The organism is Nocardia halotolerans (genome assembly GCF_042650145.1).
Taxonomy (GTDB): domain Bacteria; phylum Actinomycetota; class Actinomycetes; order Mycobacteriales; family Mycobacteriaceae; genus Nocardia; species Nocardia halotolerans.
This window is the reverse complement of the sequence record NZ_JBHSDL010000006.1, coordinates 277,597-293,793: the sequence shown is the minus strand read 5'-3', so window position 1 is coordinate 293,793 and position 16,197 is coordinate 277,597. Positions and strand designations below refer to the sequence as shown.

The 16,197-nt window shown below is 70.3% G+C and carries 16 protein-coding genes; 10 read left to right on the top strand and 6 right to left on the bottom strand.

Annotated elements, in window-relative coordinates:
* Positions 1 to 2: 2 nt before the first annotated feature.
* Both ACFO5K_RS06860 and ACFO5K_RS06855 read right to left on the bottom strand, forming a co-directional pair.
* Positions 3 to 485, bottom strand: coding sequence for a cation:proton antiporter regulatory subunit (locus ACFO5K_RS06860; protein WP_378557467.1), 483 nt, complete (start codon positions 483 to 485; stop codon positions 3 to 5).
* Positions 486 to 545: 60 nt separating this feature from the next.
* On the bottom strand, positions 546 to 1,025 hold the full coding sequence (locus ACFO5K_RS06855) for a cation:proton antiporter regulatory subunit (RefSeq protein WP_378557464.1): 480 nt from the start codon (positions 1,023 to 1,025) through the stop codon (positions 546 to 548).
* Positions 1,026 to 1,305: 280 nt separating this feature from the next.
* Between ACFO5K_RS06855 and ACFO5K_RS06850 the strand changes: the two genes are divergently transcribed.
* Positions 1,306 to 1,641: an STAS domain-containing protein gene (locus tag ACFO5K_RS06850; protein ID WP_378557461.1), complete on the top strand. Its 336-nt coding sequence runs from the start codon at positions 1,306 to 1,308 to the stop codon at positions 1,639 to 1,641.
* A 72-nt stretch (positions 1,642 to 1,713) separates the two neighbouring features.
* Here ACFO5K_RS06850 and ACFO5K_RS06845 read toward each other — a convergent pair whose 3' ends face one another.
* The gene (locus ACFO5K_RS06845; protein WP_378557458.1) at positions 1,714 to 2,751 is read right to left on the bottom strand and encodes an LLM class F420-dependent oxidoreductase; all 1,038 of its coding nucleotides are present in this window, start codon (positions 2,749 to 2,751) and stop codon (positions 1,714 to 1,716) included.
* 150 nt (positions 2,752 to 2,901) lie between these two features.
* On the opposite strand from ACFO5K_RS06845, the gene ACFO5K_RS06840 reads away from it, so the two are divergent.
* The 3 genes from ACFO5K_RS06840 (at position 2,902) to ACFO5K_RS06830 (ending at position 5,803) form a co-directional block, all read left to right on the top strand.
* Positions 2,902 to 3,561 (top strand): cyclodeaminase/cyclohydrolase family protein, encoded by a 660-nt coding sequence (locus ACFO5K_RS06840; RefSeq protein ID WP_378557455.1) that lies wholly within the window; start codon positions 2,902 to 2,904, stop codon positions 3,559 to 3,561.
* A 148-nt stretch (positions 3,562 to 3,709) separates the two neighbouring features.
* A complete protein-coding gene (locus tag ACFO5K_RS06835; RefSeq protein WP_378557452.1) occupies positions 3,710 to 4,462 on the top strand; it encodes a L,D-transpeptidase in 753 nt (250 codons plus the stop codon).
* A gap of 57 nt (positions 4,463 to 4,519) precedes the next feature.
* Positions 4,520 to 5,803 (top strand): hypothetical protein, encoded by a 1,284-nt coding sequence (locus ACFO5K_RS06830; protein WP_378557449.1) that lies wholly within the window; start codon positions 4,520 to 4,522, stop codon positions 5,801 to 5,803.
* Between the two features lie 22 nt (positions 5,804 to 5,825).
* Here ACFO5K_RS06830 and ACFO5K_RS06825 read toward each other — a convergent pair whose 3' ends face one another.
* The gene (locus ACFO5K_RS06825) at positions 5,826 to 6,677 is read right to left on the bottom strand and encodes a bifunctional 5,10-methylenetetrahydrofolate dehydrogenase/5,10-methenyltetrahydrofolate cyclohydrolase (protein WP_378557446.1); all 852 of its coding nucleotides are present in this window, start codon (positions 6,675 to 6,677) and stop codon (positions 5,826 to 5,828) included.
* A 168-nt stretch (positions 6,678 to 6,845) separates the two neighbouring features.
* On the opposite strand from ACFO5K_RS06825, the gene ACFO5K_RS06820 reads away from it, so the two are divergent.
* The gene (locus tag ACFO5K_RS06820; protein ID WP_378557443.1) at positions 6,846 to 7,718 is read left to right on the top strand and encodes a YdcF family protein; all 873 of its coding nucleotides are present in this window, start codon (positions 6,846 to 6,848) and stop codon (positions 7,716 to 7,718) included.
* 45 nt (positions 7,719 to 7,763) lie between these two features.
* A complete protein-coding gene (locus ACFO5K_RS06815) occupies positions 7,764 to 8,567 on the top strand; it encodes a putative protein N(5)-glutamine methyltransferase (RefSeq protein ID WP_378557440.1) in 804 nt (267 codons plus the stop codon).
* A 111-nt stretch (positions 8,568 to 8,678) separates the two neighbouring features.
* Here the strand turns inward: ACFO5K_RS06815 and ACFO5K_RS06810 are convergent, their stop codons facing one another.
* A complete protein-coding gene (locus ACFO5K_RS06810) occupies positions 8,679 to 9,506 on the bottom strand; it encodes an SDR family NAD(P)-dependent oxidoreductase (RefSeq protein ID WP_378557437.1) in 828 nt (275 codons plus the stop codon).
* Between the two features lie 31 nt (positions 9,507 to 9,537).
* Positions 9,538 to 11,112, bottom strand: a complete 1,575-nt coding sequence (locus tag ACFO5K_RS06805) for a succinic semialdehyde dehydrogenase (protein WP_378557434.1) — start codon at positions 11,110 to 11,112, stop codon at positions 9,538 to 9,540.
* Between the two features lie 126 nt (positions 11,113 to 11,238).
* Here ACFO5K_RS06805 and ACFO5K_RS06800 point away from each other — a divergent pair, with 126 nt between their 5' ends.
* From ACFO5K_RS06800 to ACFO5K_RS06785, 4 genes are all read left to right on the top strand, one after another.
* The gene (locus ACFO5K_RS06800) at positions 11,239 to 11,919 is read left to right on the top strand and encodes a TetR/AcrR family transcriptional regulator (RefSeq protein ID WP_378557431.1); all 681 of its coding nucleotides are present in this window, start codon (positions 11,239 to 11,241) and stop codon (positions 11,917 to 11,919) included.
* An 80-nt stretch (positions 11,920 to 11,999) separates the two neighbouring features.
* Positions 12,000 to 12,701, top strand: coding sequence for a response regulator (locus ACFO5K_RS06795; RefSeq protein WP_378557428.1), 702 nt, complete (start codon positions 12,000 to 12,002; stop codon positions 12,699 to 12,701).
* Positions 12,698 to 13,741 (top strand): HAMP domain-containing sensor histidine kinase, encoded by a 1,044-nt coding sequence (locus ACFO5K_RS06790; RefSeq protein WP_378557425.1) that lies wholly within the window; start codon positions 12,698 to 12,700, stop codon positions 13,739 to 13,741. Before ACFO5K_RS06795 ends, ACFO5K_RS06790 begins: the two co-directional genes overlap by 4 nt.
* An 840-nt stretch (positions 13,742 to 14,581) precedes the next feature.
* Positions 14,582 to 16,171, top strand: coding sequence for a DUF4153 domain-containing protein (locus ACFO5K_RS06785; RefSeq protein ID WP_378557422.1), 1,590 nt, complete (start codon positions 14,582 to 14,584; stop codon positions 16,169 to 16,171).
* The last annotated feature ends 26 nt before the right edge of the window (positions 16,172 to 16,197 follow it).

Here is a 16,197-nt window from a genome sequence, read left to right as displayed (position 1 = left end):
GCTCAGCCGGCGGTGAGGATCGAAGCGGCGGCGTCCAGGCCGGCGGGAGTGCCGACCACGACGACCAGATCGCCACCGGCGAACACGAATTCCGGCCCGGGAGAGGCGAAGACCTCGCCCTCGCGCAGCACCGCCACGATCGAGGACAGGGTGCGGGTCCGCATCTCGGTGTCGCCGAGCCGTCGCCCGGCGTAGGGCGAATCCGGCAGCACGGGCAGCGAGCGGGTGCTCACGCCGTCGAGATCGCGATGTTCCTCGCGCAACTGGGCCACCAGTTGCGGTGCGCCGAGCAGGCTTGCCAGCGTGCGCGACTCGGTCTCCGAGAGCGGGACCTGCACCGTGGAGTCCGGGTCGCCGACCTTCGTGAAGATCAGATCGGTGCCGCCGTCGCGGTGGTCGATCACGCCGATGCGGCGATCCACCTTCGTCAGCGAGATTTCTTTCCTGACACCGATTCCGGGCAGGGATGTCACTTCTACATTCATGGGCTCACCTAACCTCAGCTCGGCGATACCTTATCCTGCCCGTGACCACGGCCCGCAGGCTCAGCCCGCGTCGAGTAACCGCCCGGCCGCCTCGAGCCCCTGGTCGGTGCCGACGACGACGACCAGGTCACCGGCGATGAAGGTGAAATCGGTGCCCGGCGAAGGGGTCACCTCACCCGCGCGCACCACCGCGACGACCGAGGCCTTGGTGCGGGTGCGCATCTCGGTGTCACGCAACGGACGCCCGTCGAACGGGCTGCCCCGGTCGATCGCGAACTGCCGCGTCGACAGCTCGCCCAGTCCGTGGGGGTCGCGCGGCTTCTGCACCACCTGGGGTGCGCCCAGTAGCCCGGCCAGCACCCCGATCTCGGCGCTCGACAACGGGATCGAGGTCGTGGTGTCGACATCGCCGGCGCGCGAGACGACCAGGTCGACCGTACCGTCGCGATGCTCGATCACGCCGATGCGGCGGCGGGCCTGCACCAGCGGAAAGTCCTTGCATACGCCGATTCCCGGTAACGGCGTCACATCGATGTTCACGCCCACACAGTACGACGACTGCGCGACAACACCAGCCCGAACCCCGGATACGGCACCGACCAGCGACAATGTGACACCTCGACACACGGCGAGGCGATGTCTGCGGCCGGCTCCGCCCGGGGCGGCACAGATCACATCGGCCGCCGAAACGCCGTACGACCGGTCGAGGCCGAGCGCAGGCGGGCGAGCGCGGGTGCTCAGGGTTGCGTATTCGGGCGAAGTTGTGTGTTGTTGAACAGTGACCAACACATCCGGAGACGCGTATCCACTCACGGACACGATGACCACCACGACGACCGTCACCGACGGCGTCACGGTGCTGACGGTGACCGGTGAGGTCGACCTGGCGACGGCGCCCGCGCTCGACGCGGCCATCGAGGCCATCCTGGCCGACAAGCCGACCGGCCTGGTCATCGACCTGACCGCAGTCGGGTTCCTGGCTTCGGCGGGCATGGCGACCCTGGTCGCCGCGCACCAGCGCGCGGGTGACACCACGGCCATCGCCGTGGTCGCCGACGGGCCGGCCACCAGCCGTCAGCTGAAGATGACGAGCCTGGACCAGGTGTTCGCCATGCACACCACCCTCGCCGCCGCACTGGCATCGTTCACGTCCTGACCGAACGACACCGCGCCGCCCCCCGGAGTTCCGATCGGGAGGGCGGCGCGGTGTTTCACCGGTAACCGACCCTCAGCAAAGTCCGCGCAGCTGCTCGATCAGCTTGATCCGTCCCGCCGCGTCCTCGGCCAGCGGCGTGACGTTGAGGGTGGTGACACCGGCCTCGGCGAAGGCGGCGATGCGCTCCTTCACATAGCTCTCCGGACCGATCAGCGACACGTCGCGCACCAGGTCGTCGGGTACGGCAGCGGCGGCGGCCTGCTTGTCACCGGCCAGGTACAGCTCCTGGATGCGGTCGGCGGCCGCGCCGTAGCCGTACTTGGTGGCCAGGGTGTGATAGAAGTTCTTGCCCTTGGCGCCCATGCCGCCGATGTAGAGCGCCAGGTGCGGCTTCACGAACTCGAGCAGCGGCGTGACATTCGCACCGATCGCCAGCGCGGGGCCCGCGTAGATCTCGAGCTCACCCAGCGCCGGGTCACGCTCGGCCTTACCCGCGGCGACCGCCTCACCCCACACTTCGTCTGCCTTCTCCGGCAGGAAGAAGATCGGCTGCCAGCCCTCGGCGATCTCGGCGGCCAGCGCCACGTTCTTCGGGCCGAGCGCGGCCAGCAGCACCGGAATACGTTCGCGCACCGGATGGTTGATCAGCTTGAGCTCTTTGCCCAGCCCGGTGCCGCGCTCGGCGGGCAGTGGGATCTGGTAGTGCTTGCCCTGGTAGTTGAGCTTCTCGCGGCGCCAGACCTTGCGGCAGATCTCGATCAGTTCGCGGGTGCGCCCGATCGGCGCGTCGTAGGGCACGCCGTGGAAGCCCTCGATCACCTGTGGGCCCGAGGCGCCGATGCCGAGGATGAAGCGCCCGTCGGAGACGAAGTCCAGGCCCGCCGCGGTCATCGCGGTCAGGCTGGGTGTCCGGGTGTAGAGCTGCAGGATGCCCGAGGCCAGCTGTACGCGTTCGGTGCGAGCGGCCAGGTATCCCAGCGCGCTGACCGCGTCGAACGAGTACGCCTCCGGCACGAAGACGACGTCGAGACCGGCGCGTTCCAGGTCGGCGACCTCGGCCGCCACCTCCTTGAAACCGCCCGAGTAGTTGATGCTCAATCCGATCCGCATGCACCCAACATAGACCCGGCGCCGGCCACGGACCCCGACCGGTCGGTCCGCGTGCGCGCACCCTGGTCGGGCGGGGTGCGCGGGTGCGCACGCGGTAGCGTTGCAGGTGATCGCACCGCAGTTCCCGCCCCATCGAAAGGCCACTTCGTCGTGTCGCAGCCCACCGTCTCGCCGCAGCAGATCGCCCCCTCCTTCGGTTCGGTGACCCTGGAGCACTATCTGTCGCAGCTGGCCGCCAAGGTGCCCGCGCCCGGCGGCGGCGCGGTGGCCGCGCTGCACGCCGCGCAGGCGGCCGCGCTGGTGGCGATGGTCGCGCGCTACACCACCCGGGCCAAGGACGCGGCCAACCGCCCGGTCGTGGACCGGATCATCGAGGCCGCCGACGCCGCCCTGGCGCGGTCGCTGGCACTGGCCGATGCCGACGCGGCCGCCTTCACCGCCGTGGGCGCGGCCTACAAACTGCCCAAGGCCACCGACGACGAGGTCACCGCGCGCACCGCCGCCATCGAGGCCGCCCTCGTCGAGGCCGCCCGGGTGCCGGCCGCGGTGGTCGACGAGGCCGATGAGATCTTGTCGCTGGCCGCGGAACTGCTGCCCATCGGCAATCCCAATGTGGTCACCGATATCGGCGCCGCCGCCGACGCCGCGCGCGCCGCGGCGATGAGTTCACAGCTCAACATCGAGATCAACGTGAGTTCGCTGCCCGCGGCGCTGGGTGACAGCTTCGCGGCCGCGCTGCTGCGCGTGGACACGATCGCCGCGCGCGCCGACGCACTGCACGGCGAGGTACTGCACGCCGTACGCAGCTGATAAGGCGGCGTTTTCACGCAGCCTCGGCGGCGCGAACACAAGGCGACACTCCGAGCGGCCCGTCGGCCGTTACCACTTCGATAGGTCCAGTTGATCATGGCGGCCTAGACTTGGAGTCCGCCTACGAGTGACTGAAGGGGTGGCGTTTATGAGGAGCGCACTTCGATTCGTGTTCGTCGCGACCATGTCAGCGTTGCTGGCCGTCTGCTGGACCGGTTCGGCCTCGGCGGCCATGATCGGGGAGAAACCGGTTGCCGCGGTGAGTTCGATATCCCCGGCGAACGGGCAGGTCGTCGGTATCGCCGCGCCGGTCACGTTCACCTTCGCCGCCCCGGTCGCCGATCGGGCCGGCGCCGAACGCGCCGCCACGATCAGCGCCACCGAGGCACTGCCCGGCACCTTCGCCTGGATCGACGACACGCAGCTGCGCTGGACTCCTGACGCCACCCTGCCCACGAACGCACCGATCTCGGTCGAGTTCGGCGACCAGCGCACCCAGTTCCAGACCAACGGGGGCGTGTACGCCGAGGCGAACCTGTCGGCCCACACTTTCACCGTGAGCATCGGCGGTCAGGTGGTGCGCAACATGCCCGCCTCGATGGGCAAGCCCGGCTTCGAAACGCCGACCGGCACTTTCACCGTGCTGGAGAAGTTCCGTTCGCTGGTGTTCGATTCACGCACCATCGGCATCCCGCTCGACGACCCCGAGGGTTACATCATCGACGGCGAATACGCGGTCCGGCTCACCTGGGGTGGGGTGTTCGTGCACTCCGCGCCCTGGTCGGTGGACTCGCAGGGGTATGCCAACGTGAGCCACGGCTGCATCAACCTCGCCCCTGGTGACGCCGCCTGGTACTACGAGAACGTCGGCATCGGAGACCAGGTCTACATCCACTGGTGAGGCGTTGCCCGACACGCCCATTCGGCGAACCCGCCGCGAGCGCAGTATCGTGCCGGTATGCCTGATGAAGGTGGGGCGATGGACCGACCCGATGTGCACGAACCGCGCGGGGCACGACAGCGAGACCCGGGATCGGCCGGTGTTCCGTTCGCGGCGGCCACCCCGGTCCGACCGAACCCGCCGCGACCACGCCGACCGGAGCGGTTCGGTCCCCGCCGGCGCGCCGACGGTGGACCGATCACCCCCGCCGGTATCCCGGTGATCTCCTTGGCGGGCAGCGTCACCGGGCCCGCCCGCGAGGACAGTTACGCCACCGACCGGCTGCCGGTGGTCGGCGGTCCGTTCGATCCCGGCGCGCACGCCGCCGACACGGCGTTCGCGATCGAGGAACCCGACAACGGGCCCGATACCGACCAGCTCCCGATCATCACCCCCGACTTCCCCGTTCCCGCGGGGATACCGCACTCCCCCGCACCGGCGCAGCCGCCGCCTTCCCCGGCGCCCTCCGGCGCGCCGCACTCCTCGGCGCCGGTCGATACGCCGAACGTCCTGGCACATCCCAGCTCTCCACGTCCTCCGGAGTTCGCGAGCGCGCAGTACCCTTCGGCACCCGTCGACTCTTCGTGGCCCTCCGCACAATTCAGCTCGCACGATCCGGCGGCGACCGCCGCCACCTCGCACTCCCCCGCTGCCGCGGACACACCGCATCCCCTCGAGGCCGCCATCGCTTCGCACGCGGCGGCAGCGCCCGCACCCGACTACAACGGTGACGACGAGGTCTTCGCGCGCATGATCGACCGCTCGAAGCGGCGGCGCACACCGCGCTGGGTCGCACCCTTGGCCGCGTCGGTGGTCGGCGCGGGGCTGATCGGCGGCGGCTATCTCCAATTACACGGGCCCGCACCGGAATCCGCGGCCGCGAGTACCACGATCGATCCGATCGCCGCCGGTCCTGTGCCGGTGGCCGGACAGTGCCCCACCGAGCAGGTCGGCAGCCGGGTGCAGGGCAATGGGCCCGGCGGCACCGACAGCGGGATCTCGGCGATCATGGCGTTCCAGCACGCGTATTACGTGGCGCGCTCGGGTGATCAGGCACGGACCCTGGTGGCCGGCGATGCCGCGTTGCCCTCCGGTGTCGAGATCCAGTCCGGGATCGACACCATCCCGGTCGGGACCACGCACTGCCTCGAGATCACACCGGGCGCGTTCGCCGGTCAGTACTTCGTGACGATCACCGAGTTCCGCCCGGACTCGGTGCCGATCGTCTACAACCCGCAGTTGGTCGGCACCGCCCAGATCGGGTCGAAGACGCTGATCACCTCGATCGGACCGGTTCGCTAGGCCCGATCGAGGCACAACTCGTTCAGGCGCGCGCTTTTTCGGCTGCCACCACGACGTGGCGCATGAGCAGTGCCGTGGTCACCGGGCCGATGCCACCGGGCACGGGGCTCAGCGCGGCGGCCTTGCCGGTGACGGTGGCCGCGTCGACGTCGCCGACGATGCGGCCGTCTTCGGCTTCGTTGGTGCCCACGTCGATCACCACGGCGCCTTCGCCGATGTGCTCGCCGGTGACCAGGCCGATGCGACCCGCCGCGGCGACCACGATGTCGGCGCCTGCGGTGACGGCGGCCAGGTCGGTGGTGCGCGAGTGCGCGATGGTGACCGTGGCGTTCTCGGCCAGCAGCAACTGAGCGAGCGGCTTGCCCACGATGTTGGAGCGGCCGACGACGGTGACGAGCTTGCCCGCCAAGGCGATCCCGTGCTGCTTCAGCAGTTCCACGACCGCTTCGGAGGTGGCGGGCACGAAGCCGTCCAGGCCGGAGGCGAGCAGCCCCAGCGACAGCGGGCTCACCCCGTCGACGTCCTTGGCCGCGGCGATCGCCGAGCTCACGTCGTCGAGGCTGACACCGGCGGGCAGGGGGGTCTGCAGCATGATCGCGTCGACATCCGGGTCGGCGCTGCGCGCGTCCAGTTCGGCCCGGATCCGCTCGGCGCTCGCGTCGGCGCCCAGATCGATGCGCTCGCAGGCGATCCCGAGCCGATCGGCGGCCTTGCGCAGCGAGTTCACGTACCAGGTGCTGGCTGGGTCGTCGTTGGCGACGACCAGCGCCAACCTCGGCGCGGTGCCCGCGGCGGCGAGCGCGGCCGCGCGTTCCTTCGAGTCGGCGTTGATGGCGGCGGCGAGTTCCTTGCCGGTCAGCGAAGCGGTATCCACGGTGGGTCAGCCTATCCGCCGACACCGGCGGGCCGCACTGCCGGGGCGCGACGCGCGTACGACGCCGGGATCCCCGGGGAAACGCGAGCGCGGTCGTAGGGTGTCGGCAGCTCTGCCATCAGCTCCGCCCGAACTATCGAACCATTCTCCGGAAGGGTCGCGACTGTCGTGAAGATCTCGAGGCATGGGAAACAACTGGCCGCCGCGATCGCGGTGGTGGCCGCCCTCACCGGCGCCACGGTCGGACCGGCCACCGCCGAACCGGATGTGACGGCGCTCTACAACTCCGCCCAACAACATTTCACCGCAGGCGACGACGCCGCGGGACGCGCCGATCTGCGCACGCTCATCGCCGCCGACCCCGCCGACACCGAAGCGCTCGCGCTGCAGGCCATCTGGTCGCACTACGCCGGCGATCAGGCCGCGGTCGACGACGCCCTGCACCGCCTCGGCGCGGTCGACGCGCAGATGGCGGCCCGCACCACCCAGGTGTTGCACGCGGTCACCGCCGCGGCCGCGACCCTGCCCAATCCGCTACCGGCCCTGGTGGGCCCGCAGACCGGCATCGTGGTGCTCGGTTACGGGCTGCTGCCCGACGGTTCGCTGCGCCCGGAACTGGAGAACCGGCTCACCGCCGCCTGGTTGCAGGCGATCGCGGCGCCGTTCTCACCGGTGGTGGTCACCGGCGGCAACCCGCAGAACGGGATCTCCGAGGCCGAGGCGATGCGGCGCTGGCTGATCGGTCGCGGTCTGCCCGGCGAGCGCATCCATGTGGAGGACCGGGCCGGTTCGACGGTGCAGAACGCGCTGTTGGGCACCCGGTTGCTGCGTGATCTGGGCGCCACCAGCGCGGTGGTGGTGACCTCGCCGAATCACATCCGGCGCGCGGTGGCCGACTTCATCGTCGCGGGCACCCAGGTGGTCGGCGCGATGACCTCGCTCGAGCAACTCGTCTCGCAGCTGCCTCCGCCCTCGCGCAGCGCCCAGCGCGGCATCTACCTCGACGCGACGCGCACCTTCCAGCTCGACGCCGCCCGGTGACCCACCGCGGATGATCCGGTTGCCGGGCAGGGGGACAATCCCTGCATGGCTGTTTCCGCTTTTCCCGATGTGGTGCGCGCGCTGCGCGGTGCCGGATGCGTGTTCGCCGAGGACGAGGCGGCGCTGTTGATCGAGGCCGCTGCCGGTGATCCCGCCCGGCTCGACGGCCTCCTGGCGGACCGGGTGTCGGGGACGCCACTCGAGTATCTGCTCGGCTGGGTCGAGTTCCGTGGTGCGCGCGTGGGCGTGCGGCCCGGGGTGTTCGTGCCGAGGCAGCGCACAGCGTTCCTGGTCGATCAGGCGGTGGCGGCGGTCGCGCCCGGTGTCGCGCGGGTGTGCGTGGTGGATCTGTGTTGTGGTTGCGGGGCGCTGGGGTCGAGCACTGTCACCGAACTGCGCGCCCGCGGGTGCGAGGTCGAGTTGGTGGCCGCCGATATCGACCCGGTCGCGGTAGCGTGCGCGCGGGAGAATCTCGCGCCGTTGCGCGGCGAGGTCTTCGCCGGTGATCTGTTCGACGCGCTGCCGGCGGACCTGCGCGGACGCATCGATCTGCTGCTGGCCAACACCCCGTATGTGCCGAGCGACCGGGTCGCCGACCTGCCACCCGAAGCGCGTGAACACGAGCCGCGCGTCGCACTCGACGGCGGCGCGGACGGGCTCGACGTGCTCCGGCGGGTCGCCGACGGTGCCGAGAGCTGGTTGGCCCCGGGTGGTTCGGTGTTCGTGGAAACCGGGACCGCACAGGTCGAGACGGCGTGCGCGGTACTGCGAGCCCATGGCCTGGTCCCGCGGATGGAGCACTCCGAGCAGGACTACGCCACCGTCGTCATCGGTACCAGAGCGCATTGAGCACGAAGGCAGTCGGTGCGTCTCGGCATCGACTGCCGTTTTCGTCCCCGGGCACAGCGATGGCCCCGCCGACCGGCCGTGTGCGCGACCGGCGACGGGGCCACCGAGTGCCTACTTGCGTCCGGTGAACTGATCCATCGAGTGGTACACGCCCACGGCGTTGAGGTACAGGTCGCGGATCTTGATCGGCAGCAGACCGGTGAGCGCGCGGTTCATCCGCGAGGTCCACGGCAGCACCACCAGGGCGCCACCCTTCTTCATCTCCGACCACGCGGTGTCGACCACGTCGTGCTGTTCGAGCATCGGGGTGAACAGGATGCCCTTGGCGCCGTCGAACATGCCGGTGTTGATGTAGGTCGGGCAGACCGTGGTGACCTTCACGTGGTCGTGGCCCGCCTGCTCGAGCTCGAGCCGTACCGAATCCGACCAGCCCAGCGCCGCCCACTTCGAGGCCGCGTACACGGCCATGCGCGGGTTGGCGACCAGCCCGGCCGAGGACGCGATGTTGAGCACTCGGGCCTGCCCGGCGCCGGCGACCATGCCCGGCAGGAACTCGAGCGCGATGTACATCGGGGCCAGCGAGTTGATCGCCATGGTCTTGTCGATGTCGGTGCGGTTCTCGGTTTCCCAGAAGTAGGTGTTACCGCGCACGATCCCGGCGTTGTTCACCAGAACGTCGATGCCGCCGATCTCCTTGCGGACCGCCTCGGCGGACTCGCGAATGGAGTCCTGCGACGACACGTCGACCACGAACTGGTGGACCTTGCCACCCTGGGCGGTCAGCTGGGCGGCCGTCTCACGCAACGCGATCTCGTTGATGTCCCACAGCACCACCGCGTCGGCGCCCTCACGCACCGCGTGCTCGGCGAACAGCTTGCCCAGGCCCATGGCGGCACCGGTGACCAGCACCCGCTTACCCGCGACCGTTTCCATCTTCATCTTGCGTACCTAACCCCTGCTCGGTGTTGCGCTACTTCTGGCGCAGCGTCTTCATGACGCCGAAGACCAGCGTCATCGTCTTGGCCCACAACTGCTCGGACATACCGGGTAGCGGCGCGATCGGCAGCACCCGCTGCACCGCGACGGTCTGGGTGTCGATGTACTTCAGCAGGCCCTCGGGACCGTGCCTGCGGCCCTGACCGGAGATGCCGAGACCGCCCGACGGTGCGTCGATGCTGCCCCAGGCGGCGATGAAGCCCTCGTTGACGTTCACCGAACCCGCGTTGATCCGGGCGGCGACCGACTTGCCGCGTTCGACGTCGCGGCTCCACACACTGGCGTTGAGGCCGTAGGCGGTGTCGTTGGCCGCCTCGATGGCGTCCTCGTCGGAGTCGACCCTGTACACCGAGACGACCGGACCGAAGGTCTCCTCGCGGTAGACCGTCATGCCGGGCTGCACGTCGGCGAGCACGGTGGGTTCGTAGAAGTAGGGGCCCAGGTCCGGGCGGGCACGGCCACCGGCGAGCACCTCGGCACCCTTGGCGACGGCGTCGTCGACGTGGGCGGAGACGGTGTCGAGCTGGCGCTGGAAGGTCAGCGAACCCATGTCGCGGCTGTAGTCGAGTTCGCCACCGAGCGACATGTTCTTGACGTTGCCGACGAATTCGGCGACGAACTGGTCATAGACCGAGGCGTCGACGTAGATGCGTTCCATCGACTCGCACAGCTGACCGGCCGAGGAGTAGCAGGCCCGCACGGCGAGTTTGGCTGCCTTGGACACGTCGGCGTCGGCCAGCACCAGCAGCGGGTTCTTGCCGCCGAGCTCGAGGGAGTAGCCGATCAGGCGCTCGCCGGCCTGCTGGGCGATGGTGCGGCCGGTGGCGCTGGAACCGGTGTAGTCGACGTAGTCGGCGCGCGCGATCACATCGCCACCGATCTCGCGGCCCCGGCCGAGTACCGCCTGCCACAGTCCGCGGGGCAGACCCGCGCGCTCGGCGGCGTCGATGGCCCACAGCGCCGACAGCGCGGTCTGGTTGTCGGGGCGCGCGACGACCGCGTTGCCCGCGATCAGGGCGGGCAGGGCGTCGGAGGCCGACAGCGCGAGCGGGTAGTTCCACGGCGAGATCACCGCGACCACGCCCTTGGGCCGGTTGTGCACCTCGACCGAGGTGAGCACCGGCAGCACGCCGCGTGGCTTGCGGTCGGCGAGCAGCTTGGGCGCGACGGCGGCGTAGTAGCGGGAGTTCAACGCGACGTCGCCGACCTCGTCGAAGGCGTGCGGGCGGCACTTGCCGGTCTCGGTCTGCACGATGTCGAGGATGGTGTCCTGCTCGGCGAGCACGATGTCGTGAAAGCGGCGGATGATCTCCACGCGCTGCTTGACCGGCACCTTGGCCCAGTCCCGCTGCGCGTGGCGGGCCACGGCGAAGGCACGCTCGATATCAGCGACCGAGGACTGCGGCAGATCGCCGATCTTGTGGCCGGTGGCCGGGGCGAAGACCGGAACCGATGGTGCGCCACCGGCGACCGCCCGGTCGAACAGGGGGTTGACCAGCGCGGTGGGCAGCGCGGTCGGCTCAGCGGTCAACTCGGAGGCTCTCGTCATGGTCGGCCCTTCTCCTGCGGTCACGCACGTTCGGCTATTTGCTGAACACTAGTGTTAGATTAATCTGCGAGCCCGGGTTCGTGTCAAGCTTTCCGTGCGTGTTCACCGGTGGTGCTGGGAGGTGCGATGACCGAGGAGACGACGGCGGTACGTCGTGGTAGACCGCCGCAGACCCAGGAGCAGGCCGAAGAGGTCCGCGCCCGGATCATCGAGGCGACCGCGGCGGTGTTCGCCCGCAACGGTTCGCGGGGGCTCAGCGTCGCCCAGATCATCGAACAGGCCGGCTTGGCCAGGCCCACGTTCTACCGCTACTTCGGCAATGCGGCCGAACCGTTGCGCGCGCTGCTCGACGCGTCGAACGAGGATCTCGTCGGTGGGATCGGCGCGGCACTGACCGGCACCGACGAACCGGTCCAGCTGGGGATCCGGCTGATCGACGCCTATGTGGACTGGGCGCGCGGGCACGGGCCGATGCTGCGCCCGTTGTTCGCCGAACTCCACGATCCCGGTTCACCGGTCTCGGCGTACCGGGAGCGGGCGCTCGACGACATCCGGGCGCTGGTGCGCAAGGCGTTCGAGGGCCTGGGCCGCCCGGCCCCCGCTCCCCTGGACCTGGACGCGGCGCTGCAGGTGTGCGAGTACGTCGTCTACCGGCTCACCGCGGGCTCCGAACCCGGCAGTGACCCCGATCCGGCGCTGGCCACCGAAGCCCGGGTCACCATGATCCGCGTGCTACTGGTGACCCTGGGCACGCGCGACGACCTCGCCTACGCGATGGAGCTGCCCGGCTTGTTCCCGGACCCGTAGGTCGATCGCGGTCCCACAACCACACACAATCTCCACATTCGGCGCCGGAACCCTCCACACCGGGTAGCTATGGTCACCTCATGGAACTCAACGGCGGCGCGACCGGGCAGGTGGGACGCCGGATTCTGGTGGTCGACGACGAGGTGACCATCGCGGAGTCGGTGGCGGCGCGGCTACGGGCCGAAGGATTCACCGTCGAACTCGCCCACGACGGCCCCGCCGCGGTGGCCGCGGCCACCGCGTTCGAACCCGACCTGGTGGTACTCGATGTGATGCTGCCCGGCTTCGACGGGCTCGAGGTATGCCGGCGCATCCAGGCCGAACGATCGGTGCCGGTACTCATGCTCACCGCCCGCACCGCCGAGACCGACCAGCTCGTCGGGCTCGGGGTCGGCGCCGACGACTACCTGACCAAACCCTTCTCGATGCGGGTGCTCGCCGCCCGCGTACAGGCTTTGCTGCGGCGCGTGGACCGCGCCGCCGAGCGTGATCACAGCGCCATCGTGGTCGGTGACCTGCGCATCGATCTCGACGAGCGGCGGGTCTGGCGCGGCAGTGCCGAAGCCCGGCTCACACCCCTGGAATTCGATCTGCTGGTGCGCCTCGCGCATCGTCCGCGTGCGGTGCTGGCCAGGGAGCGGCTGCTCGAGGACATCTGGGACTGGTCGGACGCGGCCGGCACCCGCGCGGTGGACAGTCACGTGAAAGCGTTGCGGCGCAAGCTCGGCGCCGATCTGATCCGCACGGTGCACGGGGTCGGCTACGCCTTGGACGCGCGATGAGCGCGCCGCCGGCCGACCCCACGCCGTCGTTGCTCGACCGGCTCGCCGACCGGTTGCCCCGCCCCCTGGACCCGCTGCGATCGATCAAACTGAAACTGGCCGTGCTGATGGTCTGTTCGGGCGCGGTCGCCTTCGCCTACTTCTGGTCCCGGATCGGCTGGTTGCCGACCTTCACCACGCTCACCGCGATGCTCATCGCCCTGGTCACCTCGCAGTTCCTCGCGCACGGCATCACCCGCCCGCTGCGGGAGATGACCGCGGCGGCACGGCGGATGGCACACGGCGACTACAGTTTCCGGGTCCGCGCGTCCTCGCGCGACGAAGTGGGCCAGCTCGCCAGCGCCTTCAATCAGATGGCCGCCGACCTGGCCGCGGCGGACCGGCAGCGCCGCGACCTCATCGCCAACGTGTCGCACGAACTGCGCACGCCCGTCACCGCGTTGCACGCCGTGCTGGAGAACCTCGTCGACGGCGTCAGCGCCCCTGATCCGGCGACGCTGCGCACCGCCCTGGCGCAGACCGAGCGACTCGGGCTGCTGGTGTCCGAACTGCTCGACCTGTCCAGCATCGAAGCCGGCGCTCGCACCCTCGATCGCGAAGAGCTGCCGCTGGCGCCGCTGCTGGCCGAGGCGATCGCCGAAGCCGAGGTGATGACAGCCGCACTGGGCCGCGGTGTCCGCTTCACGACGGTGCTCGAACCACCCGAGGCCATGGTGCTCGCCGACCGGGCCCGGCTGCACCAGGTGCTGTTCAACCTGCTCGACAATGCGGCCAGGCACGGCCCCGCGGGTGGGGAGGTCCGCATCACCGGCGGCACCCGGCCCGGCGCCACGGTGCTCGAGATCCAGGACGAGGGCCCCGGCATCCCGCACGCCGAGCGCGCCGCCGTCTTCGACCGCTTCACCCGCGGCGGCCGCTCCGAAGGCGGTGGCACCGGTCTCGGTCTGTCCATCGCCCGCTGGGTGATCGACCTGCACGGCGGCACCATCGCCGTCGCCGACCCCGGCTCCCGCATCCGCGTCGTCCTCCCCACGACCTGACCCACCCGTAACCCGCTCGACCGCACCCCGGACCACCGGTCCCGGGGCGGATCCGCACACCCAGACGAAGGGACAACCATGTCCGAATCGACCACCGACCGAGCCGGTACGCCCACACCGGGCGCCCGCGACGACGGGCCCGCACCATCTGCCGGCGACGGTGCTGGCACCACCGCCGACACCGCGAAGGGCACGACCGCGAGCACCCGGGAACCAACGCTGCCCGCGGCTCATCGCGAGACGACCTCGTCTACCCGTCATGGCCGGACACCTGAGCCCACGGACCACAGCGAGTCAGCTGTGCCCGCGGCCGACAGCGAGTCAGCTGTGCCCGCGGCCGACAGCGAGTCAGCTGTGCCCGCGGCCGACAGCGAGTCAGTTCTCCTCGCCGACAACAGCGACACAACACCGTCCAGGCCCCACGGCGAGACAACGCCCCCTACGAGCCACAGCGAGTCAGCTCCGGCCGCAGGCGAGTCGGCTCCGCCCACGAGCAACAACAAGTCAGCGCCCCCCGCGGACAACGGCAAGCCAGCTCCGCCCACGAGCAACAACAAGTCAGCGCCCTCCGCGGACAACGGCAAATCAGCTCCGCCCACGAGCAACAACAAGTCAGCGCCCTCCGCGGACAACGGCAAATCAGCTCCGCCCACGAACAACAACAAGTCAGCGCCCTCCGCGGACAACGGCAAATCGGCTCCGCCCACGGAGGATGGCGAGAAGTCTGTGCCCAGGGGCAGCGCTACGCAGCACCCCAGGGCGGTTCCCGCTCGGCCGGGTGGACCCGACGACTCGCGGCTGCCCTGGACCGCGGGGTGGCGTGAGGCGGAGCGGGCGCTCATGCTGCCCGAGCCCCACCGGGCGCCGCCGGTGCCGCAACGATGGAAGCGGGTCTCGCGGCCGGCCGGTGTGCTGCCCGCGGCGGGCATCGCCGGTGTGGTCGGCGCGACGGTCATCCCGGTGGATCGCCCCGGCATCGGCTGGCTGCTCGCGGGCACGACGATCGCCGCGGCCCTGTGCGCGGTCGACTACCGGGCCCGGACCCGCAGCCGCTCGGCGGAGTCCGCGCCCATCGAGGCGAAAGCCGTCGCGGTGGAACGACAGTCTGGCGCGATCGCGCAGGAGACGACTTCGGACAAGGCCGCGCACCCGGATGTGACCGCAGAGTCCGACGATTCATCACAAGCCGATGCCACGCCTGCGCGGGTCCCGACGACGGTGCGGGCGCGAGAACGGGTGTGGTGGGCGGGTGCGGCGCTCGCGTTGCTGGGCGTCGGGGCCGTGCGGGCGGCGGGGTGGCTGTTCGTGTTGTGTGTGCTGGCGGCGTGTGTCGCCGGGTCACTGGCGGTGTTGGGGCGGCGGAGTTCGCGCGGGGTGTTGTACGACATGATCGCGGTGCCGTTGGCGGTGTTCGGCGCGGTGCCCTGGGGGTTTTCGGGTATGCGTGAAGCGCGGCCCACGGCAGTGTCGAGTGTGCGGCGCTACGGGGTGTCGATCGCGGCGACGGTGGCACTGCTGGTGGTGTTCGTGCCGCTGCTCGGTGGCGCCGATGCGACCTTCGCGAAGCTGTTGAGCGGTGTGGTGCCCGAGATCGACGCGGCGGCGGCCTGGGAATGGGTGCTGCTGTTCGGGTGGATCGGCGCGGGGGCACTGGGCGCGCTGTACCTGCTGGCCGGACCACCGCCGGCCGCATCCGCGGGTGCCCGCCCGAGGCGGTCGTGGTCGCGCGGGGAATGGGTGCTGCCGGTCGGTGCGCTGATCGTGCTGTTCGGTGTGTTCCTCGGTGCCCAGTTCGTCGCCCTGTTCGGTGGCGACGACTACGTGCAGCGGACCGCCGGGCTCACCTACGCCGAATACGCGCGCAGCGGGTTCTGGCAGCTGTCGGCGGTGAGCCTGCTGACCTTGGCGGTGCTCACCGCGGTGCTGCACTGGGCGGCCCGCGACACTGCCGCCGACCGTCGGTGGTTGCGGGTGTCGCTGGGTGCGCTCACCGTGCTGACGCTGGTGATCGTCGTATCCGCGCTGGGCCGCATGTGGACCTATCAGCAGGCCTACGGGTTCACGGTGCTGCGGCTGCTGGTGACGGGCTGCGAACTGTGGGTGGGACTGGTGTACGTACTGATGCTCGTCGCGGTGGCGCGGCTGCACTGGAGCTGGGTGCCGCGCGCTGCGGTCGGCACCGCCCTGGCCACCCTGCTCGCCCTGGCCGTCCTGAACCCGGAACACTTCGTCGCCGAACGCAATATCGACCGTTGGGAAGCCGACAATCGTCTCGACACCGGGTATCTGCGTCAGCTCTCCCCCGACATCCTGCCCGCGCTGGAACGGCTGCCCGCGCCGCTGCGCACCGAAATCGCGACTCCCATCCGCGCCGACCTCGACAACGAGCCGTGGTGGGCGTGGAACCTGTCACGCAATTCCGCTCGCTGACCGGGCCCGCGCGGGCGGCCGCACAC